This is a genomic window from Pseudomonas sp. W5-01 (assembly GCF_046540435.1).
In the GTDB taxonomy this organism is placed as follows: domain Bacteria; phylum Pseudomonadota; class Gammaproteobacteria; order Pseudomonadales; family Pseudomonadaceae; genus Aquipseudomonas; species Aquipseudomonas graminis_B.
In genome coordinates this window covers 827,900-854,817 of record NZ_JAXCIP010000002.1, presented here as the reverse complement: position 1 = coordinate 854,817, position 26,918 = coordinate 827,900, and the positions used below count along the sequence as shown (strand labels likewise).

25 protein-coding genes are annotated in these 26,918 nt (G+C 54.1%); 12 read left to right on the top strand and 13 right to left on the bottom strand.

From position 1 onward, the window contains the following. The first annotated feature begins 61 nt into the window (after nt 1-61). The gene (locus tag SLW75_RS09155; protein WP_410934246.1) at nt 62-1,261 is read left to right on the top strand and encodes a hypothetical protein; all 1,200 of its coding nucleotides are present in this window, start codon (nt 62-64) and stop codon (nt 1,259-1,261) included. A 406-nt stretch (nt 1,262-1,667) separates the two neighbouring features. After that, entirely contained in the window at nt 1,668-2,060 is a 393-nt protein-coding gene (locus SLW75_RS09150) for a hypothetical protein (RefSeq protein WP_410934245.1), read from the top strand. A 286-nt stretch (nt 2,061-2,346) separates the two neighbouring features. Here SLW75_RS09150 and SLW75_RS09145 read toward each other — a convergent pair whose 3' ends face one another. The 4 genes from SLW75_RS09145 to SLW75_RS09130 all read right to left on the bottom strand — a co-directional run bounded on the left by SLW75_RS09145 (nt 2,347) and on the right by SLW75_RS09130 (nt 6,779). Then, nucleotides 2,347-3,249, bottom strand: coding sequence for a plasmid partitioning protein RepB C-terminal domain-containing protein (locus tag SLW75_RS09145; RefSeq protein ID WP_410934244.1), 903 nt, complete (start codon nt 3,247-3,249; stop codon nt 2,347-2,349). A gap of 2 nt (nt 3,250-3,251) precedes the next feature. Then, nucleotides 3,252-4,163: a ParB/RepB/Spo0J family partition protein gene (locus tag SLW75_RS09140; protein ID WP_410934384.1), complete on the bottom strand. Its 912-nt coding sequence runs from the start codon at nt 4,161-4,163 to the stop codon at nt 3,252-3,254. Nucleotides 4,164-4,165: 2 nt separating this feature from the next. Next, nucleotides 4,166-5,728 carry a recombinase family protein gene (locus SLW75_RS09135; RefSeq protein WP_410934243.1) on the bottom strand — a complete coding sequence of 521 codons (1,563 nt, stop codon included), beginning with the start codon at nt 5,726-5,728 and terminating at the stop codon, nt 4,166-4,168. 730 nt (nt 5,729-6,458) lie between these two features. Then, nucleotides 6,459-6,779 (bottom strand): low molecular weight protein tyrosine phosphatase family protein, encoded by a 321-nt coding sequence (locus SLW75_RS09130; RefSeq protein WP_410934242.1) that lies wholly within the window; start codon nt 6,777-6,779, stop codon nt 6,459-6,461. A gap of 641 nt (nt 6,780-7,420) precedes the next feature. Between SLW75_RS09130 and SLW75_RS09125 the strand changes: the two genes are divergently transcribed. Next, complete coding sequence (locus SLW75_RS09125) at nt 7,421-8,137, top strand: SDR family oxidoreductase (RefSeq protein WP_410934241.1); 717 nt, start codon at nt 7,421-7,423, stop codon at nt 8,135-8,137. Between the two features lie 12 nt (nt 8,138-8,149). Here SLW75_RS09125 and SLW75_RS09120 read toward each other — a convergent pair whose 3' ends face one another. Next, nucleotides 8,150-8,548 carry a GFA family protein gene (locus SLW75_RS09120; protein ID WP_410934383.1) on the bottom strand — a complete coding sequence of 133 codons (399 nt, stop codon included), beginning with the start codon at nt 8,546-8,548 and terminating at the stop codon, nt 8,150-8,152. A gap of 234 nt (nt 8,549-8,782) precedes the next feature. Here SLW75_RS09120 and SLW75_RS09115 point away from each other — a divergent pair, with 234 nt between their 5' ends. Further along, a complete protein-coding gene (locus SLW75_RS09115; protein WP_410934240.1) occupies nt 8,783-9,733 on the top strand; it encodes a hypothetical protein in 951 nt (316 codons plus the stop codon). Between the two features lie 310 nt (nt 9,734-10,043). Continuing rightward, complete coding sequence (locus SLW75_RS09110) at nt 10,044-10,484, top strand: DUF5412 family protein (protein WP_410934239.1); 441 nt, start codon at nt 10,044-10,046, stop codon at nt 10,482-10,484. A 147-nt stretch (nt 10,485-10,631) separates the two neighbouring features. On the opposite strand, the gene SLW75_RS09105 is transcribed toward SLW75_RS09110, so the two are convergent. From SLW75_RS09105 to rraA, 5 genes are read right to left on the bottom strand one after another with little or no spacing between them, the layout of a single operon-like run. Then, complete coding sequence (locus SLW75_RS09105; protein WP_410934238.1) at nt 10,632-11,882, bottom strand: PrpF domain-containing protein; 1,251 nt, start codon at nt 11,880-11,882, stop codon at nt 10,632-10,634. A 30-nt stretch (nt 11,883-11,912) separates the two neighbouring features. Continuing rightward, nucleotides 11,913-13,226, bottom strand: a complete 1,314-nt coding sequence (locus SLW75_RS09100; RefSeq protein ID WP_410934237.1) for an MFS transporter — start codon at nt 13,224-13,226, stop codon at nt 11,913-11,915. After that, complete coding sequence (locus SLW75_RS09095) at nt 13,223-14,110, bottom strand: amidohydrolase family protein (protein ID WP_410934236.1); 888 nt, start codon at nt 14,108-14,110, stop codon at nt 13,223-13,225. Before SLW75_RS09095 ends, SLW75_RS09100 begins: the two co-directional genes overlap by 4 nt. Before the next feature lie 24 nt (nt 14,111-14,134). Further along, entirely contained in the window at nt 14,135-14,965 is an 831-nt protein-coding gene (locus SLW75_RS09090) for an alpha/beta fold hydrolase (RefSeq protein WP_410934235.1), read from the bottom strand. A gap of 39 nt (nt 14,966-15,004) precedes the next feature. Further along, the gene (gene rraA / locus SLW75_RS09085; RefSeq protein WP_410934234.1) at nt 15,005-15,538 is read right to left on the bottom strand and encodes a ribonuclease E activity regulator RraA; all 534 of its coding nucleotides are present in this window, start codon (nt 15,536-15,538) and stop codon (nt 15,005-15,007) included. 115 nt (nt 15,539-15,653) lie between these two features. Here rraA and SLW75_RS09080 point away from each other — a divergent pair, with 115 nt between their 5' ends. Continuing rightward, the gene (locus SLW75_RS09080; RefSeq protein WP_410934233.1) at nt 15,654-16,397 is read left to right on the top strand and encodes a GntR family transcriptional regulator; all 744 of its coding nucleotides are present in this window, start codon (nt 15,654-15,656) and stop codon (nt 16,395-16,397) included. Between the two features lie 970 nt (nt 16,398-17,367). On the opposite strand, the gene SLW75_RS09075 is transcribed toward SLW75_RS09080, so the two are convergent. Further along, complete coding sequence (locus SLW75_RS09075) at nt 17,368-17,682, bottom strand: hypothetical protein (protein ID WP_410934232.1); 315 nt, start codon at nt 17,680-17,682, stop codon at nt 17,368-17,370. Between the two features lie 303 nt (nt 17,683-17,985). Here SLW75_RS09075 and SLW75_RS09070 point away from each other — a divergent pair, with 303 nt between their 5' ends. After that, nucleotides 17,986-18,237 carry a hypothetical protein gene (locus SLW75_RS09070; protein WP_410934231.1) on the top strand — a complete coding sequence of 84 codons (252 nt, stop codon included), beginning with the start codon at nt 17,986-17,988 and terminating at the stop codon, nt 18,235-18,237. A 909-nt stretch (nt 18,238-19,146) separates the two neighbouring features. Here the strand turns inward: SLW75_RS09070 and SLW75_RS09065 are convergent. Next, a complete protein-coding gene (locus SLW75_RS09065; protein ID WP_410934230.1) occupies nt 19,147-19,386 on the bottom strand; it encodes a DoxX-like family protein in 240 nt (79 codons plus the stop codon). A 47-nt stretch (nt 19,387-19,433) separates the two neighbouring features. Further along, entirely contained in the window at nt 19,434-19,886 is a 453-nt protein-coding gene (locus SLW75_RS09060) for a thiol-disulfide oxidoreductase DCC family protein (RefSeq protein ID WP_410934229.1), read from the bottom strand. 176 nt (nt 19,887-20,062) lie between these two features. Between SLW75_RS09060 and SLW75_RS09055 the strand changes: the two genes are divergently transcribed. The 5 genes from SLW75_RS09055 (at nt 20,063) to SLW75_RS09035 (ending at nt 26,652) form a co-directional block, all read left to right on the top strand. Next, nucleotides 20,063-20,290 carry a hypothetical protein gene (locus SLW75_RS09055; RefSeq protein WP_410934228.1) on the top strand — a complete coding sequence of 76 codons (228 nt, stop codon included), beginning with the start codon at nt 20,063-20,065 and terminating at the stop codon, nt 20,288-20,290. 64 nt (nt 20,291-20,354) lie between these two features. Continuing rightward, the gene (locus SLW75_RS09050; RefSeq protein WP_410934227.1) at nt 20,355-22,793 is read left to right on the top strand and encodes a TerB N-terminal domain-containing protein; all 2,439 of its coding nucleotides are present in this window, start codon (nt 20,355-20,357) and stop codon (nt 22,791-22,793) included. After that, the gene (locus tag SLW75_RS09045; protein WP_410934226.1) at nt 22,790-24,085 is read left to right on the top strand and encodes an ATP-binding protein; all 1,296 of its coding nucleotides are present in this window, start codon (nt 22,790-22,792) and stop codon (nt 24,083-24,085) included. The genes SLW75_RS09050 and SLW75_RS09045 overlap by 4 nt, the downstream gene beginning before the upstream one ends. Then, a complete protein-coding gene (locus tag SLW75_RS09040) occupies nt 24,060-26,348 on the top strand; it encodes a DEAD/DEAH box helicase (protein WP_410934225.1) in 2,289 nt (762 codons plus the stop codon). The genes SLW75_RS09045 and SLW75_RS09040 overlap by 26 nt, the downstream gene beginning before the upstream one ends. Further along, the gene (locus tag SLW75_RS09035) at nt 26,326-26,652 is read left to right on the top strand and encodes a hypothetical protein (protein WP_410934224.1); all 327 of its coding nucleotides are present in this window, start codon (nt 26,326-26,328) and stop codon (nt 26,650-26,652) included. Before SLW75_RS09040 ends, SLW75_RS09035 begins: the two co-directional genes overlap by 23 nt. The last annotated feature ends 266 nt before the right edge of the window (nt 26,653-26,918 follow it).

Genomic DNA, 26,918 nt, shown 5'->3' with positions numbered 1-26,918 from the left:
GCAGGAGCAGGCGAGCTGACATATATCTACGCTGAGTCTTTAGCTCATCGAGGTACAGCAAATGTATAAGGTGGTCAGCTTCACTGCCCAAGAGATTTTTGACAAGGTATGGAACATACCTGTGTTGAAGCTAGCCCAAGAAATTGGCGTATCGGACGTTGGTTTGGCGAAAGCCTGCCGTAAGGCGGGTATCCCACTCCCCTCCCGTGGTTACTGGGCAAAGCAATCAGCGAAGCGCCCCGCCAAGCCGAAACTCAAGCTGGGCTCAGATCTCATCAGTTTCAAAGTATTGGATAAGACGTTACTCCCGCCTCGAGCATCATCGACGGTAGAGGTTCATCCCGCAGCGGCGAACCTCGTCGTCCCTGAAATACTCGAAGATCCCCACCCACTTGTCGCGAAGTGGCTGAGACACGTTGAATCCGCCAAAGCTCATGAGGGCTATTTAGTAGTTCTAAAGCAGCAGGTGCTGGATACCCGTATCTCAGCAGCTCAAGTCGATCGATCATCAATCCTTTTAGACGCACTAATCAAGGCGAGCGAGGCCCTGAAGCACCGCTGGATGATTGGCGCTAACAACCGCACCACGCTTCAGATCAACGGCGAGACAATGACAGTCCAGCTTAGGGAGCGATTAACCAAAGTCGTTCTCCCTCCTCCACCTCCAATCCCACGCAGACGAGGCACTCCGTGGACACCTGATTTTTCTTCTTGGCGCGCTCCTGAATATGAATGGATACCCACCGGTGAACTGAGCTTTCACGTCGAAGCTGACACCCTCCACGGCACGCGCAAGAAATGGGCAGACACAAAGACGAAAACTCTCGAGCAAAGACTAGGGGCAATCGTCGATGGGCTTGGCATTATCGCCGAGTCCGTGAGAGCAGAGCGGATCATGCGGGAGGGACACCAAAAGGCAAGGCAGCTCGAAGAAGAGCTGAGGCTTGAGCACGCTAGGTACGAAGAAAGCCAACGTCGGCTGCGCCATGCGCTCGTCACTAATTCCGAACAATGGCACCGAGCAGTCCAGCTTCGAGCATTTATCAATGCTACGTGCGAGGCAAACGCTGACAGTCCAGCGCACGTACAGGAGCAAACCGCACTTTGGGTAACGTGGGCCTCATCGCAAGCGGACAGACTTGATCCCCTTCACCGGGATAAGGCCCCTGTTACCTCGATGACTGTTTCTATCGAGCAATGGTTCACGGGGTACAGCGGGTACGGCGGGGCGCACTGGGAAAAGGACTGGTGGACAGACTAAGCACGAGGCATCTGTTTGGCCTGAGAGCCTGGCCTCGATCAAATCACTACGCTCTTACGTGCGGCATGACGGAGAACGTTGATGACTGGATCAGCTTGGGCCGTCAGGAAGGTGGTTCCATGCGTAGCAGGCTTTTGCCTGTTATCTCTTTTCTCTGTCCTCGCCCCCAAACAGACGTAGTTAGTAATCAACCGATTGCCGTTTAGGGCTCATAACCGTCACCTACCTAAGTGAAGCGTAAGCAGTGTACGGATTACCGGCAACCCAGGCATAGCTGCTAGATTTAATAGGAGCGAGTTGTTTGGATATCTGCGCAGGGTAGTATTTCGGGATGTCAGTAGCGCGTAGTTAACAATGTTGTCTCCACCGCAAATGGCTCATGCCTTTTTCAACAGAGGAATGACTCATGAAAGCGATTTACATAGCTGCCTTCGCGGCTCTCCTGATGGGTTGCGCCAGCGGTGGAAGCAGTCCAGCAAAGGACGCTCACTCCCCGCCGCCGCCAGACGCCGTAAAAATCAGCGGTAGCGAAATTACAAATCAATTTGTAGGACGTTCGCACCAAAGCGTGACTGCGAGCGGGCAGTCTTTCACCGAGATCCTCACAGCTGACGGCAAAGCCAAGATTCATATAACGGGAATGGCTGAAGCTGCTGGGAGCTGGAAAATCACCGGGGATATCATTTGTGTGGCCTACACGGCATATGGCGAAGAGTGCAACATCGTCAAAGCGAATGAGCAGTCGTTTTGGTTCATCGACAAAGTCAAAGGGACGACAAATAATCGCTTCACTCGCTGATGCCGGATGGGCTAGCCACCTGCGTGATGATCGCCGCCTGGCTTGGTGGAGCGGGTGCGTGAGCGGCCCACGTACGCAAGCACGTCATCGTTGTAATAGGCGCTGAAAGTATTCTAAACACGCGGCAAGGCCGTCACTGGGTTCAGCGCCAGAAGGCTGATGCCATCCATCACAGAAATGTCGGCATGACGTTGAATTCGCACATAAGGACAAAGTTGCTTGTACCTAGAAAGGTCACAGATCCCCATCGATACAAGCTCAGTCAAACCTGGAGGCGGCTGAGCATCTATTCCCTGGCATCGCCTCGCCCATCCGCAGTCATAGCATCCATCACACAGGCCAACTCTTTGACGAGATCCTCGTAGTTGAGTTGTAGAAACTCAGCAATAGCCTCATTTCGAAGCAGCCTTGAGACATAGCCCTTGGCTACAACCAGCACGAGCATAGTTTCGCCCATGGTGTCCTCAACCAGCCGGTAATCTTGGCTGACCTTTTCCATTTCTCGTTCGAGTCGATCGATGTCTTCGAACGTGGTGCGGGGCTTCCGAGGTCGAGCCGGGGTGGCCAACTGATCTGGTCGCGTAGCTGCGAGCATCATCTTGGCGTAGATATTCGTGAAACAATTAGCCGACAGCATCATCTCGGCGGTTTCGATTTGCCGCATTGGCTTCATCTTCTTGAATGCACCGAAGGCGTGCTGATTGACCTGCCTGTCCTTCAGCATCTCCACTACCTCAGGAGCGACGCCTTCGAGGAGTTGCTGACGTCTTCGGATATGCTCGACATTCACATTGAGGGCCTGAGCTATCCGAACTGCCGACGTACCCTTCTTGATCGCCAGAAGAATCATCTTGTGCTCTTGGATCGGCGTAAGGCGATTAACCTGACGGTTGTAGGTAAACCCTTCGTCGTCGCTGGCTACGAGGCACAATGCATGCGTCGCACCCAGCGATTGCAGCGCCCGTAGCCTCATCCGCCCGTCGAGCAATAGGTACCTCGGCCCGTTCTCATCCGCAGTTTCCCGATGTACCGCAATCGGCTCTATCACGCCTAGCTCTCTAACAGAGGCCAATATACTCAGATATTTTTTGGACGCCTCCGTCCTTGTACCCACGCCTCGATCGGAGAAAATCTGCTCGAGCGGAATGGCAAGGATGTCTGGTTCGAAAGCACTTTTGACTGAGCCCATGATCAGGCCTCCCCGTGGATCTTGTCGCTCAGAGGCGTAGGTACATCCTGGATGCCTTCCGCCCGCAGCAACGTACAGAAGTGGCTATCTTTGAATAAGTTGCGAAGCGCGCTGGTGATGAACAGCAACCGATGCTCACTGACATTGGCCCTCTTGATCATGTGCTGTTGTCGACGAACTTCATTTTGATAGGTGCTCAGGAGGCTATGAGCGGTTGTAGGCTGTTGGGCCCTGGCCACGCTGACCTTGAACGTTTTACCGAGAGAGCGGCGCTTGTCGATTAGCCTCCTGACACTAATCATCTGCTCACCTCGGAGCGTTCCAGCTTCGTATGCATCGGTAAGTGAAAGCTGGACGTCAGCATCGGAAGCCCTGCTGATTTCGATAGCGATAGTCATAGGCAGCCAGCCCTTTTCCACGCCCAAAATCAGTCTATCTTCACCTTGGCGAAGAAGCATCAACACGCCGCCTATGTAAGTCGGATCCAACGCCGTCTTGTCCGCGATCTGCTTGCAGTTGTATCCACGATCAGAGAGCACGCTAATGGCGTTCAGTAGCTCTCTATTGGAATGCCTTCTACGAGCCAGATTCTCAACCAAGCTGATCAAATAGCCATCTGCATCGGTGGTCTCAACGACAATGCACGGCACCTCGCTTTCTCCAAGTGCCATTAGGGCTTCAAATCGGCCCTGTCCGCAGACCAGACTATATTTGTGACCTTGTTCATCTGCACCGCTCATACATACGGTGATAGGCCTCTTTATGCCGACCCTGGCAATGTTCTCGACTAGCTCCTGGAAAATTTTCTGATTGCGCGTTCGCGGATTCAGTACCCGAATCCGTTTTGTTGAGATGTACTGAATTTCCGAGGCGCCCCCCACATGAAGTGATAGGTGATTGTCGGTAAAGTCCAACATCAGGCAATCCTCCGATATGGCGTGCGAGTAGAGAGGTGAGCAAGGATCTCTAGCGTCTCAAACCTATAGATCTCTAGATCGACGGGGTTGTGCTCAGCTATGCGAACCCTTGGAACAGTCATATCAAGAGCCGGGAGAAGGAAGTAGTCCAGAGCCGACTTGCCGCTCGGCGTCATCCTTACTGCGAGCGTCACATCCGGGCATAGGCCAAGGTCAAATTTTACAACCCAGCGGAGTGAGCCTGAGGCCAGCTCCTGACAGCGACTGAGGACGAGCGAGAGAGTGAATTCATCATTTATCCTCAACAAGTCAGTCAGCGGATTAATTTCGACCTTCGCCCCGACCTCCTTAATGAGCTCAACCGTTTGGCGCAACACATCAGGGTATGTCTGACGGATCTGACGATTCGCCTCGATGAATCGATAGTCACGCGCCGGCGTGAATCCTACGAGGCCATAGCTGCGGAGGAGACTGCCGAACCTCGAACGATACGCGGTGCTGGACGGTAAGCCTGGCGCTTCGTCAATGACAAGGCCGGATAGAAACCCCTCCTTTTGGAACAGGGCGCGTAACGATTCAAGCATCTGCTCGTCAGTCCATCGGAAGCTTCGAGCCGAGATAATGGCCTGAGCCGTCTGGAATATCAGCGGGCTTACGACTGGCTCGAATGCTCCGTCAGCTCTAACCCAGTCGTCTTGGGGATTTCTGACATGTTCATCTTTGAGCTTGAAGGAAGTACGGTTCCAAACGTTATGGCCGATGTATTTTTCGTTGACTAGGACTTGATGAACTGTGCCTCTAGTCCAGGCGGTGCCCATTCCTGTCCGGTGGCCAAGGAGGTTCAACGCGTCAGCGATCTCGCTTTCTGAGCTTCCGTCTTCCACAAATGCACCATATATGTCGTGAACTACTTTTAACTCAGCGCTCGGCCCTGGCACCAGGACGACGCGATCGGTCTGAATGCTTTTTTCCTGCCGGAGCTCAAGTACGCCCTTGGCAACTCCGTACTGGTCAACAAGCTGTCGGCGCAATCCAAATCCAGCCATGCCACCTTGCCGGTACCCAAGACGAATTAATCGAGCCTGGCCAGCAAAAACCTTTACCGAGAGCTCGCGGCTATACTCGCCGGCCATCATCCTCTTCAGGCTTTTGACGATGCCTGAGACCGGACTTCCGTCATTCTCAAACTGTTCTGCGCAGTATTGAACAGACACACCAGCCTGTCGGCAGCGTACTTCGTAGCTGGCGCTAAGATCGGGGTCTTGGAACCGTCCCCAGCGACTCACGTCATACACCAAGATCGTACTGAAGGTGCGGCTAGGAGATTCCGCTTCTAGGAACAGCTTCTGCAGCCGATCTCGGCCTTTGAGTCTAAGCCCGCTTTTGCCGGCATCAGTAAAAACGTCGACGATCTCTAAACCCTTGGCTATGGCGTAAGCGGTGATGGTCTCGAGCTGATTGTCAGTTGAATATTGCTGGTGCTCAGTGGACATACGAACGTACGCGACCGCGCGGGTAGAACGGAATGAATCGGCAGCGCGTTTCTCATCGGCAGCTTTCACGCGGCTCGTCCCATGGTGCTAGCTCAGAATACGGCCAGCAAGGTTATTAAGTCATAGGTCGAGCATAGGAAACAGCGCGGGAAAAGTATTTCCTAAAACGGGTAACAAATTTCTGGTGCGGCATATGAGCGATTCTACCTACGCAGCGGCTATAGCCACAGCTCTACGAATTGAAGTGGGATCGTCCCATCAGGCCGTCAAAACGCTGATACGATGGACTGCCGCTAACGAGCGAACAGCTAAGAATTGGCTAGCGGGAACACATGGCCCAAGCGGCCAGCATCTGATGGCGCTGATTCATCACTCAGACAGCGTGTTTGAAGCCGTGATGCTCCTGACCTCCAGACACGATGCTCTGGCCACTGATGACCTGCATGAGCTCCGACGACGGTTGCTAACAACAATGCGCTTGCTGGACAGATATCTCGGCCCACCAAGAGCAAGCTGAGCTGTCCAAACCCGTGCTGAGCTCTTGCACACTAAACCAACTAAGCAGGTCGTTCACCTCTCACTGTCTTTGCAACATCATCTTGGTACCAGTTCATGCCTTGTCGATTTTTTGCAAGCGGAGAGCGCAGGCTAGGACGGCCGCAGGCGGAGCATTAGAGCCCCTAGGGCCGAGATCCGAAGTGGCTTGGTTGACGCTAGCCGTATACAAGCAGTACGCCCACTTTGGAACGATTCAGCGTGTTACGAAAACTCAAGATGCAGTAGCTACGCTTGATACTCACTAAAGGTATTCACTCACCGCGCTCTCCAGCAATTCCACTAGCTCGGGATCCATGTACTGAAAATCGTCAGGGATCTCCAAAACGTGGACGAGCTTGTGCTCAAGGTGCTGAGCGTATGCCGCGCGAAGGCGCTGCAGATGTTTACGCTCCATGACGAAGATCACATCCGCCCAACAAATGTCTGCGGGCCCAACTGATTTTCGTGCACTGGGACTGGTACCTGCCGAACGCACATGGAAGCCAGGTCGACGGCGCCACATCGCTTCCGCTGTAGGGCTTCGCCACTGGTTCCGACTGCAAATGAACAGCAGGTTGGTCATCGATGATCCTGGACGTTGAGAATGATTCGAGCGGGTTGTAAATCATGCACCGAGCCAAAGTAGCGGCTCTTGTTGCTCACCTGCGCAGCTGCCAATCGACCTAGGCTGTGGATGAGGGTAACTACGTACCCTACAGCTTGCCCTAGGTATCAAAAAACTGTGCCAGATCGTTGGACGTCTCTCTACTCTTTGCAGTGGCCGCGCTTTTTTTGATGCTTGGTGCAGTATTTTTTGTCTTCCCCATGAAGCCATTTGTCTTGCTGCTCTTTTTCCCACGGCGACAGACAGGAGTTGAAACCGCGTCCCCACCCTTGCCAATAGCGCCCTTGAAGATGAGCCCGGGCGTCAGCATCCCGGGCCTCATATCCGGAACCCTGCTCACGAGCTCCGCACCCGCTCCGAAACCCTTCCCCATAGGCCCCGGTCAGAGGAACTGTCTGAAACCAAACACACCCAGTCAGACACAACATCACAGACATCACAATCCTGATACCGAGGAACCGTTTGGTCACAAAGCACTTCCCGGGGGAGCGAGAGACGCAGAAGTTGAGATCTACGAATGAGATCACAATGGCATCATTTTGTTCGCCGAGAGGTCTGTGCTACCAGGACATTTGGGGTCGGAAAATGAGAGGGTAAACATGAACAACACCCGAACTGCATTGGTGACAGGTGCCACCAAAGGAATAGGTCTTGCGCTGAGCTCTCGTTTGAAGGAGTCAGGGTGGGATGTGATTGGCATCGCCAGGCGACCAGTTGACAATTTTCCCGGCACGCTGCTCCTTTGTGATTTAGCCGACGTCCAGCAAACGGCTGAGATGCTTAGAAAGCTGTTAGAGCGCACTGCTATTGATGCCGTCGTCAATAATGCAGGTATCGCGGCTCCACAGAGTTTTGAAACACTTGACCTTGAGACACTCCACAGCGTCCTTGACCTGAATGTGAGGGCCTCGGTACAGGTCACGCAGGCTTGCCTGCCATCCCTTAAGGAGTCCACGGCAGGACGCATAGTAAATGTTTGCAGTCGAGCCATTTTCGGAGCACGAGATCGAACAGCATACTCTGCCGCCAAAAGCGCTTTGGTTGGCATCACACGTACTTGGGCGCTTGAATTGGCGCCCATCGGGATCACAGTGAACGCAGTCGCTCCTGGCCCTACAGAAACCGAGCTTTTCCGGGCGACCAGGCCGGTGGGAAGCGATGCTGAGCGTCAAATCCTATCCACCATTCCGATGCAAAGGCTGGGAACGCCGTCAGAAGTTGCCTCTTTGATCACCTTCCTGCTTAGTGAGGGTGCATCCTTTGTGACGGGCCAAGTGATCGGCGTCGATGGCGGAGGAAGTCTAGGAGGCAGGTAACGCCTTAAGCAGTCAGTGCTGAGGACATGGGCTAGATGACGTATACCAAGGCACTGCTGATTCGACATGAACGTGCTGCTGCTGCGGAGGCAGGAAAGGCGTATCGAGCGTGCCCAGTGCTACCGAGACCCAATCGGCAAACTCACCTTGTGTTCGTGACCAAAACAAGGTCGAACCACACTCCGCGCAGAACTGGCGTATTACCGTTTTTGAAGAAGCGTAGGTTTTGATGCTGGGGGAGCCGCGAAGAATTTTAAGCGCGGTACGGGGCACGCTGCCGTATGACGCGAATGCTGACCCGTGGCCTTTGCGACATTGGCTGCAATGACAATGGCTGACAGCCTTCGGCGCGGCGACTAGCTTGTAAACCACAGCTGCGCATAAGCAGCTGCCTTGATACACCTCTGTCATACGCTCTTCCGTGCAGGTGAAAAGGTCAGGATAACCGTTCAGCCCAATCATTTGATCGACCGTTTCTGGCCGATACCAGAAGACCACGCGAGCACCCTGCAAGTTAACTTCGCGACCTGGCTTGTTCACTCATGACCTACCTGAACCTGTTTCTGAATGGATCGGGGATTGCTAGGCGTCCTCGCTTGTGGTTACTTAGGCCAGATACGATTCGGGTATGGAAGAGTTGAGTCTGTGTACGTCTTGAGCCGTCTTTTCTGGCGCAGAGGCGTTAATCGCAAACTGCGGATCATCGATGACGCTGAAATGGCGAACGGATTGAACTGCAACCACCCCCCTGTTGCTTATAAAACGTTGTTCGAGGGTGCCTGCCAGCCCAAACGAGTGGTTGGTGCCGTCGCTGTAGCATGCTGCTCAGGTCGCTATAAACCAGAGAGCAACGATAACCGACGCTCTTTGAAGAAACTGATTCCCCTGCTATGCTTTTTACTAGCCATCGATGTCATGGGCAAAGGGACAAATTTTTGTTTTTCGCTGGAGGCGAACTTGAAAAAAATTCTAAGCGTCACTTTTTTTGCTCTCTTAGTGCAAGGCTGCAGTTATCAAAAAACAAACATAACCAACGAAGCTGAAAAAGAGAAATATAGTCCCGAGTTCAGCTCTCGCATAAGAGCATTTAACTCACCCGAAACCACAGGCAGTTACAAAACGCTCGCAAGCTGCGAGGATGTGAGCCAGCCCAAAACCGGAAAGGATGTAGACTCAAAAATCTTCAGAGATCGTACATCAACTAAAACATATATACTATGGAGACGCGTTGATTTACTGGGAATGAAGGAGGAGGATTACATAAATAGAGTAATTGGAATTCCAGCCACACTAACTACAGAGGCAGTGAAGTCGGAGCGATTAGGGTATGATGAATTTGTAATTCCTGCCGGAAAACCCACAGTCTTGAGGATGAGCTATGATGCATCATCTGATTCGGGTCATTCTTGGTGCTACCCAAAGCCTGCATATTTGACCCCCAAGGCAGGCAAGGACTACGAAGTTAAACTAGAATTCAAAAAAATCGATCTTCTTTCCTCGGGATGTAGGATCGTAATCAGCGAGATTACTGGCGCCGAGATGATCAAACAACCTCAAGAGATAAGCTCGAATACGTGTATTGCTAATCAAAAGTAGTCGATGCAAGAAAGTTTTGTTTTAACCCGAATGAGAGATATGGAATTATGATTATGGGGTCACTGAGGCGACCTCCTTTACTTTCACTCTGATACAGCGCTGTTGCAGGCAGCAAGAACACACTGCAATGCAGGTACTTGCGGAACCTATTTGAGCAGGCCCTTAAGGGGACTGTCACGAAGAGTAGCACTGGGTAACTCAGAGATGGGATGGCTACATAGCTTGGATGTATGGCGAACCCAAAGTTCCCCCGCCGCTATGGATTCGTTCCATTTAAACGCCGTAAATTACCGCAGTGGAGTCCACCTATATGCTGCAGCCAGACGTGAAACATAAGCGGCTATTGTTGCTTTTTATCGGGACAACTCTTTTAATGCTGCTCGGTTATGCACTACTTCTTGTTGGAAAATATTATTTTGCGGGACTGGATGGCATGACGAGTTGTAGCGAGGATGTGGTAGCCAGAACAGTATCTCCAAGCAAAAAGTATGTGGTGTCGCTTGGACGGAGGAGCTGCGGTGCCACCACTCCATTTGCGTCAAGAGTGTTTATTCAGTTCAATCCGGAAGTAAATTTGGACAGCCTCACAGAAGAGGTGACGCTTTGGCAGGATACTACTAGCGCCAATCCGAGCATAGAATGGCAGGGAGAGACCAGTCTCGCCATCTCAGGAGAGACAAATAAAAACTTCTCTTATTCTGTACGTGCCCTCAATGCCGTGTTTGAAGTTTCCATCATAGATCGAAATTAACTACCTAACTGTGTGCGCGAGGTTCGGACGGTTTCCATAAACGACCGGCTGCTATCGGCCAGAAGCAGCCATTAGCGGCGCACCCTAGGTCACCTCCTACACTAAGGTGTTGGTCGCGTGATGACTCAAAACACTCAAAGATGACCCTCAATTGATCACCGATTTCGTCGCTGTCTCCATCGCTTCGATCAATTGCGCTGACGCCCGGTAAATGGGTACATAGCCGCGCATCAGAATTTGGGTATTGCGTCGGTACGCAGCGGCGCGAATGTCTATGCCATCGGCCTGAGCCTTGACACTGACCGTGGTATCCAACTTGCCAGCCGGATTCTCGATACTCACCTCCACATCCGAGTACGTCGCTGATGCGCTTTCCAGACCCACGGCCACCGAATGGGCGGTACTTCCCGCGAGCAGGCATGCGGCGGCGAGACAGCACCCGCCGGAGACGGCCATCGAAGCATGTCCGGTCTGAGGCGTGAAATACCGGACTGCAATGTGCCCGCCGTGACGGGGTGCGCCGACGATGCACACTTTGGGAATGGTTTCACTTCGTTCGAGTTCGGCCAGGCTCATGAGCTCGCCGTCGCGACGCCGAAGCTGCATCTTCAAACCCGCCTCAATCCAGACTTCCCTCAGCTTCGCCATGAACACGTCGTCGGCTTCAAGCTCTGAAATGGCTTCGTGGCCTGTCTTGCCAAAGCTGGCGGCATCGGCAATTACCATAGGCACAGCCACATCCACACACGAAACATTGTGCCCGGCGACCCTGTCCAAAACGTTGCCTGTAGGTAAAAGAGCGCCGGTCTTGTTGCCTACTGGTGACTGCAAGAAAAGATCGACGCGTGGAAACGCGCCGGTGACCCCTGGGATTTCAGCATTCAAAAATCCGCCCCGGGAATCCTGGGACATCCGTGCGACGGTAAGAACGCCGGTGTTGGTGTTCTTGATTTCGACGTCAAAGCTGGCAGTCGCAGGCAATTCGATCAAGCCCGTGTCGATAGCCCAGAGGGGCAATGCGGAAGACATGTTGCCGCAGTTCACGCCCCAGTCTATGTCGCTATGATCACTGGCCAACTGGGCAAGCGTGCTCACGATCTGACGCCCCGAAGGTGTGTCCTCCACCCGTGCAAGGAACACTTTATTGCTGGTGGCAGGGCCCCGGCCAAGACCGGTTATCTGCCGATTGCCTTGGTGATTTCCAGCCAGAGGTACTCCCATGAGGTGGCGTAGTAGCTCTGCGCGCAGTCCCTCATCACGGGGTAGCAAGGGCTCCCAAATCACCACCCCCGTCGAAGTACCCCCTCTCATGTAATGCACTGGCAACTCCATCACGCCAGCATGCATCCGAGAGCTAAAGCCATTCTGGGAGACGGGAAACACAGGTGATTTGAACATCGACAACTCCACACATAATTGAGGCAGCCCTTATATAGGCTCCTGCACGGATTCAGAAGTATTGGTTGCAGCGTCAGTTCTGAGTCGCGACAGGCGTTTGGCCAGAACCAATGCTGCAACGACGCTTAATGCCAATGGCAAGGATGTAGCCACGATGCCCAGGGTAAAGGAACCAGTCTGGTCTTTGATAAGACCAATGACGTAAGGCCCTATGAATCCACCGAGATTGCCAAACGCATTAATGAACGCTATACCCGCCGCCGCCGCTGAGCCGGTGAGAAAGCTGCCCGGTAAAGTCCAGAATATCGGTCGCGCTGCAATCACACCCAAGGTGCTGATTGAAATGCCCACCATGGCTCCAAACAGTGTGGGCACAGCTGCAGCTATCAACAGGCCTATCGCACCCAGCAAGCAGCTGGCAGCCACATGGAGGGAACGGTTAGGGCTTTTATCGGATAATGCGCCCCAAGCGATCATTCCTATAATCGCGACACCGTAAGGAATCATCGACATCAGTCCGATGTGGAAACTGCTCAAGCCATGCCCTTTGAGGATTTGCGGCAGCCAAATCGCAATCCCATAGGAGCCGACGGCGAACCCCAAATGAATAACACCCATGAGCATCACGTTCAGGCTTTTGAAGGCGTCCTTGAAGCTGGAGAGATGACCGCCCGTTTTTTCCACGGAGAGCCTGGAAATCAGCCAATCTTTTTCCTCTGGAGTGAGCCACTTGGCTTCAGATGGCCTGTCGGTGAGATACACCAGCACCACTACGCCCAAAATGATCGCTGGAATGCCTTCGATGATGAACATCCACTTCCAGCTGGCGATACTCCAGAAACTGGCGGTTTCGAGCAAAAAACCTGACAACGGCGCGCCTATAAGAGCTGACAGGGGAATCGCGGTCATGAACAATGCTGTCAATCGCCCGCGATACTCCTGCGGAAACCAATAGCTTATGTAGAGCACCATTCCGGGAAAAAAGCCCGCTTCCGCGATTCCCAGCAAGAATCGCAACGCCATGAATGATATTGGCCCCTGAACAAAGGCAAAGCACGTAGAAACGATCCCCCAGGTAATCATGATTCTGGCAATCCAGCGACGTGCTCCTACCCGATGGAGGGCCATATTGCTGGGCACTTCGCAGAGAAAGTAACTGATGAAGAACAGTCCTGCCCCCCATCCGAATACGGTTGCAGTGATGCCAACATCTTCGTTCATGTGTAATGCAGCGAAACCCACGTTAATACGGTCTAGATAATTGACCAGGTAACAAACCAGCATCAGCGGAATCAGCCGCAGTCCAACTTTCTTGATGGTGCGTTTCTCAATCGACGTGTTCATAGGGCACCGCCTCTGCGCGTGGTCAGCTTGACTAGATCGGTAACCGGCAAGCGATAAAGACTGCGCCCGTTACTCCAAAGCGCCTTACGCGCCAACTCTTGCCCCAGGACAGATTTGACAAGTTCTATATCGGCAGCCTGGAATGGCCGCTTGGTGCGGGTGGACGGCATATCCGACCCGAACATCAAAGCGTCAGGGCTGCGCCGGGCAATACTTTCCAGTGCGCGAGGCACATCCAGATTGACCCTGCCAAATCCTGAAGCCTTGACCTTGGCACCGGCGTCAACCAGATCCAACAGCACAGGCAAGCCCGCTGCGGACATACCAAGATGATCAATAACCAGGCCATGCAGTCGACTTAGCTGCGGCACATGCGCTCTCATTTGAGAAGCATCCAGATAAACTTCTGGATGCCATCCTGCAAGATCAAATGCTCGCCGGGAGAGCGCCACCAGTTGATCCATCGAAATTTCATCACCGCGATAAATATTGAAGCGAATGCCGCGAACCCCAAACTTCGCAAGCCTGAGGATTTCCGCGTCCGAAACGTCCAAAGGCAATTGGGTGATTCCGACCCATTCAGTTCCCAGCTTGGTGAGTGCGTCGCATAACCAATCCTGCCGGTAGCCTTGGAACGAGCTGCCGACCAAAACGCCCGAGCGAATCCCTAATGGGGTTGCAAGCCGCTGGTAATCAGCCAGGGAAAACGTGGGTGGCGTGTACCCACCATTAGCGTCTATCGGGTAAGCAGGGTCGAACAAATGAAAGTGCGCATCGAATACAGGCTCGTCTGAAGTTTCCCCGGCTGCGAGCAGATCGCGCAGCGGAAGGCACGCAAGTGCGGCAGCCGCCCCCATCAAAAAACTTCTTCTTTTTATTGTCATTGTCGAATCCTCAGTACTACCGGCTTACAGCGATGCCAAAATAGAGTCGATGTTCGCAGCCACAGATCCCGGCGTTTCGATGGGCGTGTAGTGCCTCGCTTCAGGGATGACCTGCAGCACTGAATTGGGCAGCAGCCGCTGAATGTCCATCGCCATAGAAATCGGAGTGGCGTAGTCATCCTCTCCGACGACGATCCGCGCAGGCCCTCTATAGCGGGGCAGCAGCGTCCTTTCGTCGGCTTTGCCCAACATCAGGCACGCCTGGTGGTAAGCCATGGTGTCATTGGCCAGGAAGACTTCGAGCGCTTGACTGACCACCTGTGGATGAAGTTGGCGATATTGCGCACTGAACCAGCGCTCGCACTGAAATTCTGCAAGCGAGGCCATCCCGTCGCGCAACGCTTGCTCGCCTCGGTCTGACCATTTCGAGATAGTCCCTTCGCCGTAGCTGGCTGTGGTGTCGATGGCGACCAGGCCAGCCACTCGTTCCGGGTATCGACCAGCCATACCCAAGGCAATTGTGCCGCCCATGGAACAGCCCACCACAACGGCCCGGTCTACCTTCAGGTGGTCAAGGACGCTGCACATGTCCTCGCTGAAGCGAGCGATATCGTAAGGCCCCACTGGCTTGTCAGATTGACCATGACCACGACAGTCGACAGCGTAGACATTGGCCTGCGTTTGTAATGCTCGGACAGTGTCAGTCCACATCTGAGAGTCCATAGCCAACGCATGAATCAACAGGACTGTGGGGGCAGTATCAGCGGCATGTTTCAAACGTCTGACGGCCAACCGGCATTCATCTTGGGTGTGCACGAAGAACAGAGCGTTATCTATTTCGGCGTTTAAGTTCATATCTTTCCTTCGCACTTCCAGCTAACGCCAGAAGCGCTTTTATTGTTCTGTCAGTGCTTCTGCCGGGAGTTCGAGTGCGCGCTTGGAAACGATCAGGCCGTCGCTATCCACATAAACCCAGTCGCCCTGCGCGATGGTTATATTCAGGAAACTGACGGCGCCGCCGAGATGCCCCGCACCTGTCTTCAGTGGCCTGAGGGGCACAGTACCTAACGCGAACACCGCGAAAGGCAGTAGCGCCAGGAGCTCTCGATCCCTTACATAGCCATTGATCACCAGCCCAGCCCAGCCGTTGTTCATTGCCTTGGTCGTCTGGGCGTCGCCCAGCAAGGCACGGTTTGCAGATGCCCCTCCATCAATAACCAGCACTCGGCCATTGCCTGGTGAAGACACGAGCTCCCGGATCAGCACGTTGTCGTCGACGCATGTGACAGTCATGGCAGGGCCAGCGCAGGCGCGTTTGCCACCCAGGGAGATCAGGCCCGGAAAGGCTTGCTGGATGTCGGGCCCGATGGAATCCCAGTAGAGATCACAGAGATCCGCCGTTGAAACGCGGCTTGAGCAGGTCGTCATAAGTACCTCCTAGGTAGTTCTGTACAGAAGTATAGATTTATTGAGCAACCTGTCAACGTCTGGTAATGTGCTCTCCCTGCTTGCCGCGCCACGCTTGAACTCAAGGATTAGTGAAATGGTTTCTGATCACGCTTCTGGCCAAAAGCCGGATAGCCGCCTGCCCCGCTACGTGCAGATCCGTGACGACCTGGCGCAAAGAATCAATCAGAGGACTTGGGCGACCGGCATAGCGTTGCCTTCAGAAGACAAACTCGCCGCAGAGTATTCAGTTTCGGTAAGCACAATGCGCAAGGTGCTTGACGCGTTAGTGCAGGACGGTTTGGTAGAGCGAATCCGAGGGCTGGGAACTTTTGTGTCGCGTTCTTTCGAACGTTCCTCGATGCTGCGCTTCGTGCGATTCAGGGGGACAAAAGGAAACGAATTGCCCACCGCCCAAATTCTCGCGACAAAAATCCTACCTCCTCCAGAAAAAGCTGCGCAGCAATTACGGCTTGCGCCTGGGCAAACCGCGCTCTACCTGCATCGATGCAGATCTTTCGACGGGGAAATTGTGCTGGTGGAGCATATCTGGCTGCCGTTACCGAAATTTGAGAAGTTGGCTGCGTATCTTGAATCCAACTCTCCGGTCTTGCTGTATCCCGTGTACGAATCCGAATGCGGTGTACTGGTGGCCCGCGCGGTCGACGATCTCACCGCACAGCCACTGACCGACCAGGATGCCAAACTCTTCCAACTCCCTCAGGGGACGATGGCAATCCAGATCGAAAGGACGATGCACGATCATGTTGGCGCACCTGTCGAATGGAGATTGTCTTATATACCTGCCGACAGATTTCATTACACGGTGGAGATCAAGTAATTCAGGATCTTTAGCGGGGGACGGCAGACAGAACGCTCCACATGCAATGAATCCTTCAGCACCAATCTGTGAGCTGCATCGCCAGCACCTTCGTTGGCAATACGCAGTGCCTTCCCGCCCAGTCCGTTCGCGACTGAATGGCGGCTATGTGTCAAAAGCTGTCAGCCGCGACCGGCTGTTTTCGACTCATAGCACTCGTAGTTCAGCCTCCTACTCAGGGCTTGAATGGATCGATCCAGCCAAGCCGAAGTCCTGCTTCGTATTCTTTACGTACTAAGGCGAGCGACTCTGCGCATCCCATTTCCGCCTCGATAGCACCTATGCATCCCCAGCAATCTCCCCCGCAATTGCCTGATAGCGGATCTGCGGGGTTGTCGAGTAAAAGGCTGCAGATTGTGCAGTATTCCGGCTTTTTGGTGATCATCATAATCCCGCTCTCCAAACGTTCGGTCTCTGCCGGCAGGTGCCGTTTTTAGGTAACTGCCCATACGCGAGGCCATACAACCTGTCTGGCAGGCAGCCCTATCAAAGCAAGACTGGCACCTCACCCTCGCGTGCAGTCTAGAATGTCGTGCAGTTCAACCCACGGGAGTTCGGATTTAACCCTGCTAGCTTCGCATTTGCTGGCATGAGAAAACGGTCTCTCACAATCCTCCAGTGCTTGGCTTTCCAGGCAGTCACTGCAAACCGCTCGCCCCGCAACAATCATCCATTGAGCGCTCCATTTTTCAATCCTCCGCTCATTGTCCATATCTTAATTTCTTCCGTGTGGGCTCTGGAGAGCTGACGATACAGTCGGGACAGCCACGTTGATACGCTCGAAAACATAGCTTGTTTTGAAGGTAATCCCCCTACCCTGATCGCCCATAGCTCGCGTTCGTCAACACCTGCTACCGGCCCATTGCGGCCTGTCAGCAGCTAGGTGTTGAAATTCGCTGATAGGAAGCTAGCGTCCGTCATTGGGCTATTTTCAATATGCCTCGCCCTCATCGCCTTCAACCTTGGCTCCGAGTGCTCTCGCAATTTCCTTAGCCTTGCTGATTGCCGCATCACTGTAGACGAAGGAAATCATCCGCCTCCGATAATCAAAGAGATACTGTTGCTGTGTTAGTGGGTGCGTCCAAGCTGCTGTGTTCTTGCCGCAGGAGACAATGGTTTCACCTGTGAAGGTGTTTCTGCCAGCCAACTCGTTTACTAGCTTCAGGGATGGATCACTTGCGCAAAGTAATTGCCATTCTTGAAGGGCTATTCCACTCGATCTGACAATGTGGATTTCGTAGGCCATAGGAGTGCGTATCCTGACTTTGGCTGTATCTGAGACACCCGGATGTCGGTGAAGGCTGAGGCTAGCGACTGACGGCGGAGGTGTCCAGGCACTCCTTATCCTCGATAGCAGTGCCTTCCCGGTGATCTCTCCGACTCGTTGCGGCACGTCCGCTGGGGAAAGAAATAGTTTCAACACTCCACAGAGGCGTCTTGACTAGGCGCAGGTATTGGTTTGAAGTCATCATGGCCATGATGCAAGACGATGCACGATTCCGGTATTCGTCTTAATTGACCGCTTACGTTTAAACGCTAGGAATCAGACATGGAATATCGGATTCAGATTGCTTCGGACGTGATCCGTGATGGCCTGGGACTTGAGCTTATCAACGCCACCAATCAACTGTGCGCTGAGGTCTTCAGGTTTGATGCTGATAACACATTGCGAATTTCGCTATTCGCTGAGGATCTGCCATTCGTTCAGGTTGAACACTTAGTGCTGATCGCCCGAAAAGAATTGGCTCGCTATGAGGACGGCACACCCTTACCCCCTGCTGTTCCTCCTCAAAGTTCATAGACAAAAGCCTTGAGACAGTCTTCCCCGAGTATCCATCCCAAACATTGCTGGTCTCCAGGTGCCGAGGGGGGATCGTTTCCCTACACTTGGTGGGAAGGCGAGCTGAGCAGCGGCCGTTATCGACACCTTGCAGCCGGCCGGTAACGAAGGGCCACTGGCAACAATCACGCCTCGTGCCGCTCATGCGGAATTGACCCAATTAGTGATGCCAAGCTGGCATGTCCGTTCAAGGGCCATAAGCTCGGTCGACGAAAACTTTTGCGGCGGGCTATACCTCGCTACGACGGCGACAGGAATGGAGGTGTTTCTTAGAAGGGCTGCATAGAAACTAAGAGGCGATCATAAACTTGCTTACAAACTCTCGATGGACGCTGCGGTGGCCCATTGCTAGCCTCAGCACACCATCGCTGCGAGTGCTGCCATCTTGGGCCCAGCCAACGTCAAATTTCCCTATCTGCGTCTTAGCTACCTATTTTGCGGCATCGCCCTCACCTTACTTGGCATCGGCGGTCTGATCGTGCACTCGTGGTTGGTTGGCGGGGTCTTGGGGACTATCGGGTTGACTGCCCTGGGAATCGCCGCGTATCCCGAACGGGAGACCTTTAACCGGATTTGGAACGACGGCGCCTGGGCAGACGCCGCGAATCTTGTGGTGCAAGTGTTGGAGTTTTTGACGTCCTGAGCCGGCAGTTAGGTGGTGTTACTTTACCTGCAAGTTTTTTGTGTAAATGGACTGCTGACCTTCGAGGCACGAGACATCCAATCAGCACAAACATCATCGCGTCCTGCATAGGCAGGTTCAATCCTGCAGGCTCGGTAGTTCAGTTAGGGGCTGTGCTCGGATAACCCAAGCGACGGCACAAAGCGCCAGCCCAGCAATATTCAGGCTGACAGGGTTAAAAGCATCAACTAGGAGTGCGGGCTGCACCAGTGCGATATCCGCAAACACCCCACTAAAACGATAGCGGCGATCGCCAATGGCCCGTTGTTCCTTGGTGCGAAGAGCAGTAACGCTGCTAATGCCAGTTCCGCTATGCCCGCGCCACGAGACAGCCAGAGCGCGCCCTCCAGGCCATGGGCCCGCAGCAACAGTTGCTCCCCAGGACTAAGCGCAATCAGCTTCGGCACCAGGCCATGGTAAGCAAACATGAATGCGAGACCGCCACGTCCCAGCCAATGTGCTTAGCGCACAGGGGTCATGGCTGGCCCTTTAGAAAGCGGCGCTCATGATCTTGAGTCGGCATCAGGCAGACGTCGTATTGGCCGAACAATCGATACCGGTTGAGCGCGACACGGTCATAAACCCAGTCCCGCAGCCAGCGTGGAAATACTCTCAGGGCTTGAAGCAGGGGCCAAGGGCCCGGCAGCCGATTGATGACCTCAAAAAACGCATCCGACCTCACCCAGTAATGATGGTCGCGGATAACCGCCATCGTATCAAACGTATCGACGGGTAACCCCGCCCAAGCCAGCAGCGCCTGGCCTTCCTCGGATTGGACGGTGGCAAGCCGGACACGGTGATCGCGATCATACCGGATCAAAAACTTCGCCCAGCCATTGCAGAGCTTACAGACCCCGTCGAACAACACTACGGTTTCATCAGCCGCCAGATAGGGTGCGGGGGTGGGACGAGTCAACGACGCAGGCATAGGCAGGACTCCCGGGCGATACAGTGGCGTCATTCTAGGCGGCAGCAAATCTGCTACAGAACTGTTGATCCATACAGTATCTGGAGCTACTCTAGCTGGAGAACATACGTACTCCTAACGGCCACCTTATGACCCATCCCACTCAACCCATAGCTTACAACGCTCTAGACCGTGGTATGCCCACCGAGCTCGAAAGCTATCAGCATCAGTGCCTGATGCTCTTGGACGAGCTGCAGGAAGCCTGGTCTGACATCCGAAGGTTGAAAGCTGATACGCATACATTGATAGCCATGAACGACGGGCTCAAGGCCGAGCTCAAAGCTTTGAAGCTCGCGGCAACAGCGCAACCGATGGAGAGTGATGTAGCGTTGGTCGGCACATTGTCTCGACAGCAAGCGCGATGATTGGCGTCCGGTGAGAAAATGCAGATACTGCCACTAAGCCAGGCCATCATCATGGAAGCGCTTAATGGCAAGGAAGCAAAAAAGCAGCCGAGGCATGGCAACCGTCGCGACCTGGACATTCATATTGGTCGTGGTCATCGTAGCTGTCCCATCCGGTATGAGGCTCGTGGTTGCGCTTTTGGCGGGGATCGCTGGCTTCATCTGGCTTGTAAAAAAGTCCATTAGAGAGTCATCAAACGGCCCTCCTCGCCCGAAGGAGACGATCCTGCCCGACTCAAAAGGTCAAACCACACCCTTGTCGAATTACGAGTCCAAATCAGAAATCAATCTTGAATTGAGCAGCGCCGAAGGTGCTACTTCGGATTTCCATGTGGTCAGGGTGAGCTCGCCTGAGCATCAGTTTGCGATCCCCAAGCCCAAGGACGTTTTTCAGCAAGCTCGATGGATTTGCAAGGATGAAACCATCACTGTCAGCGGCCACGTTATTCAGGGTGGCATGGTCTATTTTGCTGAAAAAGCAGATCGCACTTTCAACCAGGAGCCCTCGCTGATTAACGGCCAGCTACCTGTACAAGCTGCGCATGTGGATCTGACCGAGAAAATCACCGGCTACTGGCCTAGCTACAGCGGCATCTCGCCTGCAGCACGGCGTGGCTACCTGCAATGGCTGTCCGAAGGGCGAAGTACGCCCAACGTGGATATTGGCTACGTCTTCATCTTCTTTTACGGACTTGAGCGGCGGGCTGTCGTTGATTCGATCACGGACGATGTAGCGCGCACTGAGCTCCCCAGCATCGTCAAAGAGATCAAGCTCCTAAGGATGATTTACGGTGAGAACGCGTCGTTTCGAAACTACGCGTCCAACCTGCTGAACCACATACAGCTCATCAATGTGGAACCTCAGACGTACTTGAACGCACCGTCTCGTGTCGAGTCGGGTGGCCTTGAAATGCCGATGTCGCTGCGGTTGGCATTGGGGCAGATGGCGTTGGACAAGCATCCCTTAAATGCGGCATGGGCGTTGGCGTGGGTGCAAACAGACCCGAACATCAGCCGACGCACCTCAGTAAGTAGATGTGCGGATCAGTTTGAACAGCTGTTCGTGGCGCAGTATTCCACCCGTTATCCAAATGGTCTTGTGCTCAACCAGAACAAGACCATACTCAAAACGAGCTATCGCTCCGCCTCTTCCCGCTTGACGGTTCCCGACATGGCGCTGGGTAACATACCGGATGTCTCCGTTACCTCGGCAACGCGGAACAAGCTCCAGGCCATAGTTGAAGAGTGCACGGTAATCCTAGCCCCTTACAGTAGGTACCTCGGTCGCAATCCTGAAGGGGCCTCAGATCTTGAAGGTATTTTGCAGCTTCCCGTTGCCCTTTGGCCGGCAGCAGCAAAGGATGTGATCGCTGACCTGCAACGGCAGGTCGGCGAGGAGCATCTGGTCATGACCTTCGAGGATCTTGCAGGACGCTTTGGATCTGCAGACGCTCTTCCGCGCGGAACAATCGTCGCATTGGCGAGAGCATTCGAGTCATTGAATATCGGCTTTGAGCCGGACGTACTGTCCGGCAGCCGAACACCCAAGAATCCGGACACGATCATATTGTTCGCGGCGGGTGACGATGACGCGAGTGTACGGACAACCTCCGACTACCACGCCGCTGTGGTGACGCTAGATTTGGCGAGTGCGGTGGCAGCAGCAGATCGGGAAACCTCCAGCAATGAGATGGCCCTGCTGGGACGGCATATCGACTCCTGGACTCATCTTGGCGTAACTCATCGCAAACGGCTCAAGGCGCGCTTGCAGATCCAGATTCTGCAGCCACCTACCCTGGCGAGCCTGAAGAAGAAGTTGAGCCCTCTGAACGCCGATGCCAAACGCGCCATGGCCAGCTTCCTCGCTCATCTCGCTCAAGCTGACGGAAACGTTTCGCCGACGGAAGTCCGGCTGCTGGAACGCGTATATAAAACCTTGGAGCTCGATCCACAGTTGCTTTACGGGGACTTACACGGCGCAGCCATAATCCCTTCTAAACTTGTCTCAACGGCGCCGAAATTCGATGCCGTGCCTAGTTCCCAACAGACCGGTGGTGTGCCACGCAGTTCTGCCGCGACGCAAAGCTTCAATCTGGATATGGATAAAATTGCGCAGCTCCAGCGCGAGACGGCAGTGGTGTCAGCGTTGCTGGCCGAGGTATTCAGCGATGAATTTCCAGAACCGCCTGCCATCGTGGACAGCATCAAGGATCAGCCCACTGACAATGCAGCGACCGTACATGGACTCGACACGGAGCACTCAGCGTTTCTGCGAATGATCGTGTCCCGCCGCGAATGGAGCCGTCAGGAGCTGGAAGATGTGGCCACAGATATGGAGCTCATGCTGGATGGCGCTCTTGAGCAAATCAACGAAATGGCGTTTGAGCGGTTCGACATGCCAGTCTCTGAGGGGGATGACCCCATCGAGATCAACCCGGATATCCTGGAAGAATTAGCCCTATGAGCACGATACGCCCAAAGGATCGCGATGCGGTCATCCAGTCATTGCGAGCGGGTGTAGTCCCTCGTGCGGGTCAGCATCTTATTCAGGTGGGTCGAGCGGGTGAACTGGACGCACTTCTGAAAGATATAGATCGACTCGCTGACGGCGGCTCCGCTTTCAGGATTGTTGTAGGCGAATATGGGGCCGGGAAGACCTTCTTCCTCAACCTTGTTCGGGGCATTGCGATGGAGCGCAAGTTGGTCACGATGCACGCCGATTTGAACCCAGATCGCCGGCTGCATGCCTCAGGCGGACAAGCACGCTCACTGTATGCAGAGCTTGCTAAAAACATGTCCACCCGGACGAAACCGGATGGTGGTGCGCTGCAGGGCATCGTTGAAAAATTCATCTCTCAGGCGAAATCGGAAGCGAAAACTCGGGGCGTCGAGAGCGAAGTCGTTATCAGAGAATTCTTTGCCGATCTCACTGAGATGGTGAACGGCTATGATTTTGCTGACGTCATCGCCAAGTATTGCCAAGGGTTCGAACAAGGCAACGAGCAGCTCAAGGCGGATGCCATACGGTGGCTTCGAGGCGAGTTCACTACCAAGACAGATGCACGTGCGGCGCTCGGTGTCCGAACCATCATTGATGACGCATCGGTCTACGATCAGTTGAAGTTGCTGTCGCGGTTCGTACGCCTGGCGGGGTTTAGCGGCCTCATGATTTGCCTGGACGAGCTCGTAAATTTATACAAGCTCGCGAACACTCAAGCACGCAACGCCAACTACGAGCAAATCTTGCGGATTCTGAATGACTCCCTACAAGGCTCGACCGAGGGCCTTGGCTTCGTCCTCGGCGGTACGCCTGAGTTTCTGATGGACACCCGGCGCGGACTTTACAGCTACCCTGCTTTGCAATCCCGGCTTGCCGAAAACACGTTTGCCAAATCTGGATTGATCGACCTGTCGGGGCCGGTCATCCGCCTGAGCAGCCTGACTCCAGAAGACTTCTACGTACTGCTTCAAAAGCTGCGTAACGTTTATGCCTACGGTGACCCGGGGAAATACCTGATGCCTGACGAGGCGATCCCTGCATTCATGGCGCACTGTAACCAAAGGTTGGGTGAGGCCTACTTCCGCACTCCACGCACAACTATCACGGCCTTCATCAATTTGCTCGCGGTGCTGGAGCAAAATCCTGGAGCGGACTGGCGTGCATTGGTAGGCGCCGTCCAAGTTGCCCAGGATGATGGTGGCAAGCAGGATTTAAGCATCGAGGCGGACGATGAGCTTACAAGTTTCAAACTCTGAATCCTCGTCTTTCGAGCGCCTGCACCCCGACGTTCAACAGTGGGTCTGGGCCCAGGGATGGACAGCGTTAAGGGACGCACAGGAATGGGCAATTTCCGCGCTGGTGGATGCTGATCGGGATGTGATTATCGCCGCCTCAACAGCTGCCGGGAAAACTGAGGCCGCATTCCTGCCCATCCTCACTAACCTGATGGAGCACCAAGACCCCGCTGGGGCCGTCCTCTATATCAGCCCACTGAAGGCACTCATCAACGATCAATGGGACAGGTTGAGTCGACTCTGTGAGCAGTTGGATCTTCCCGTCATCGCATGGCACGGCGATGTGTCTGCCAGCAAAAAACACAAGTTTCTCAAGTCTCCTAAGGGCGTCTTGCTGATCACCCCAGAATCGCTTGAGGCGCTGTTCGTCAACAAGGGTTCAAGCCTGATGGGGCTGTTCCAGAACCTGCGTTACATTGTGGTCGACGAGCTGCATGCTTTCATCGGCAGCGAGCGTGGTAAGCAGCTCCAGTCATTGATGCAGCGAGTCGAGCTTGTAGCCGGAAAAACCCTGCCGAGAGTCGGCTTGTCCGCCACGCTGGGAGACATGTCGTTGGCGAGCGAGTTTCTCAGGCCCGGGCATCCAGAGCGGGTGCAGGTGATTGAATCGAAATCATCTGGCCAGAATCTTCAGGTGCAAGTGCGCGGCTATATGATGCCGCCGATGCAAAAGTTGCGTGCTGTCGAAGTACCGAATGCCGACCCTGATCAGAACCCTGAGGAAGAGGAGGAAGAAGACGAGTCCGGCTCCAGGCATGCCATCGCCGCACACATGTACAAGGTGCTGCGCGGCAGTAACAATCTGGTTTTCCCGAACAGCCGGCAGGAGGTGGAATGGTACGCAGACCGCCTGCGTCGCCTGTGTGAAATCAGCGGTATGCCCAACGAATTCCTGCCTCATCACGGCAGCCTTTCGAAAGACCTTCGAGAAGACACGGAGCGTGCGCTCAAAGCAGGTACACCGCCGGCAACTGCCGTGTGCACCACTACCCTGGAACTTGGGATAGACATCGGCAACATCAAGACAGTTGTCCAGATAGGTTCGCCTCCATCGGTGGCCAGCTTACGCCAACGCCTAGGCAGGTCAGGGCGTCGCAACGACGAGCCTGCCACCCTCCGAGCCTACTGTCAGGAACGTGAGCTAACTGACCAATCGTTACTGTCAGACCTGCTCCGCCAGAACCTCGTACAGACTATTGCGATGATCAGGCTGCTGATAGGCAACTGGTTTGAGCCGCCCAGGGCTGAGGGCTTACACGCCTCGACTCTGGTGCAACAGATTCTGTCAGTCATCGCACAGCAAGGAGGCGCCAGCGCTGCCCACCTGTGGGGTGGTCTTGTTGGAAGCGGGACATTCAAGAGCATCTCCAAGACTGATTTCTTCTCCCTACTGAAGAGTCTTGGCGAGAAAAAATTGATTGTCCAGGACAGCTCGGGTCTGTTGCTTCCAGGAGAGATCGGCGAACGACTCATCAACCATTATGAGTTCTACAGTGCTTTCACCAGCGACGAAGAGTTCAGGCTGGTACGGGAAGGCAAACCGCTTGGCTCAGTACCTGTCAGCAGGCCTCTGATGAAAGGCCAGCGAATCATCTTTGGTGGTCGGCGCTGGCGGGTACTCGATGTCGATATTGAAAAAAAGGTGATCGTAGTCACTGCCGCACGAGGCGGTCAGCCTCCACAGTTCGACGGGCTTGGTGCAATGGTGCACGATCATGTTCGCGAGGAAATGCGCGCTGTACTGACCGAAACGATGCCCTGCCCCTTCATCGATAGCAAAGCGCAGGAGTTGCTCAGCGAAGCGAGAAAGTCATTTTCATCACTCGGATTGGCAAACAAATTCACCTACGGGTCTGACTCGAAAACTCATCTAGTGACTTGGCGTGGTGACCAAACTAACGACGCTCTGGTACTCATGTTCAACCACGTAGGAATGGCGTGCGAAAGCTCAGGCATTGCGTTGTCGGTTGGCGGTTCACAAAAGAATGTCGCTGACGCGCTCGCCAAGATCGCCGAGCTAGATCCGGACGATATCAAGTCACTGCTGGAAGGCGTCGAGAATCTCATCAAGGAAAAATGGGACTGGGCTTTGCCCCGCTCGCTACTCATGAAATCCTATGCATCGTCTCAGCTCAACTTCAAAGGCGCGGTCGAGTTCGCAAAGTTGTTCAGTACTCTGTGGCTTCACGGTGGAAGCACGTTTGAAAGCACCACCCTTCACTAGCGGCAGTGCTCGATTACTGACGGTGATGGCTGAGGATATATCGTGTGCGCTTGAGGTGAACGAGGGTGGGAAGTTTGGCGACTCGAACGACAGAAAGCGTTTCAAGCGTCGCGTTCTCACCGCCCTCACCTCGATCCTCCATGCCTTCGTGGTGCCGATCAGGCGGAGTCCCTACCGATGGCATGGCGACGTCATCGCTACGCTTGCGCATATGACGAACAACTGGTTAACGAAGGCCGAAACCCATTCGCAGCATCTGATCAACAAGTCGTTCGCGGCCATGAAGATTAGAGACGCTGCTTAACCGATTGACCACCTGCTCCGACCAGCCCGATGCCTTCATACCCTCGCGCCGATAGAAAGCCCCTAAACGCTGATCATACTCGGCGATCGCTTCAGGCTCTTGACCAGCTGAGTATGTTTCGTGATGAAGAACCGCGCTCTGAGGAAGCTGTGGCTTGACCTTGGCCGGCAATTCTTTGGAAGGATAACCTACACAAAGGCCGAATACGGGGTAGACGTGTGGAGGCAGTCAAAGCTCCTTCGCGACGCCCTCGATATCATTGCGGA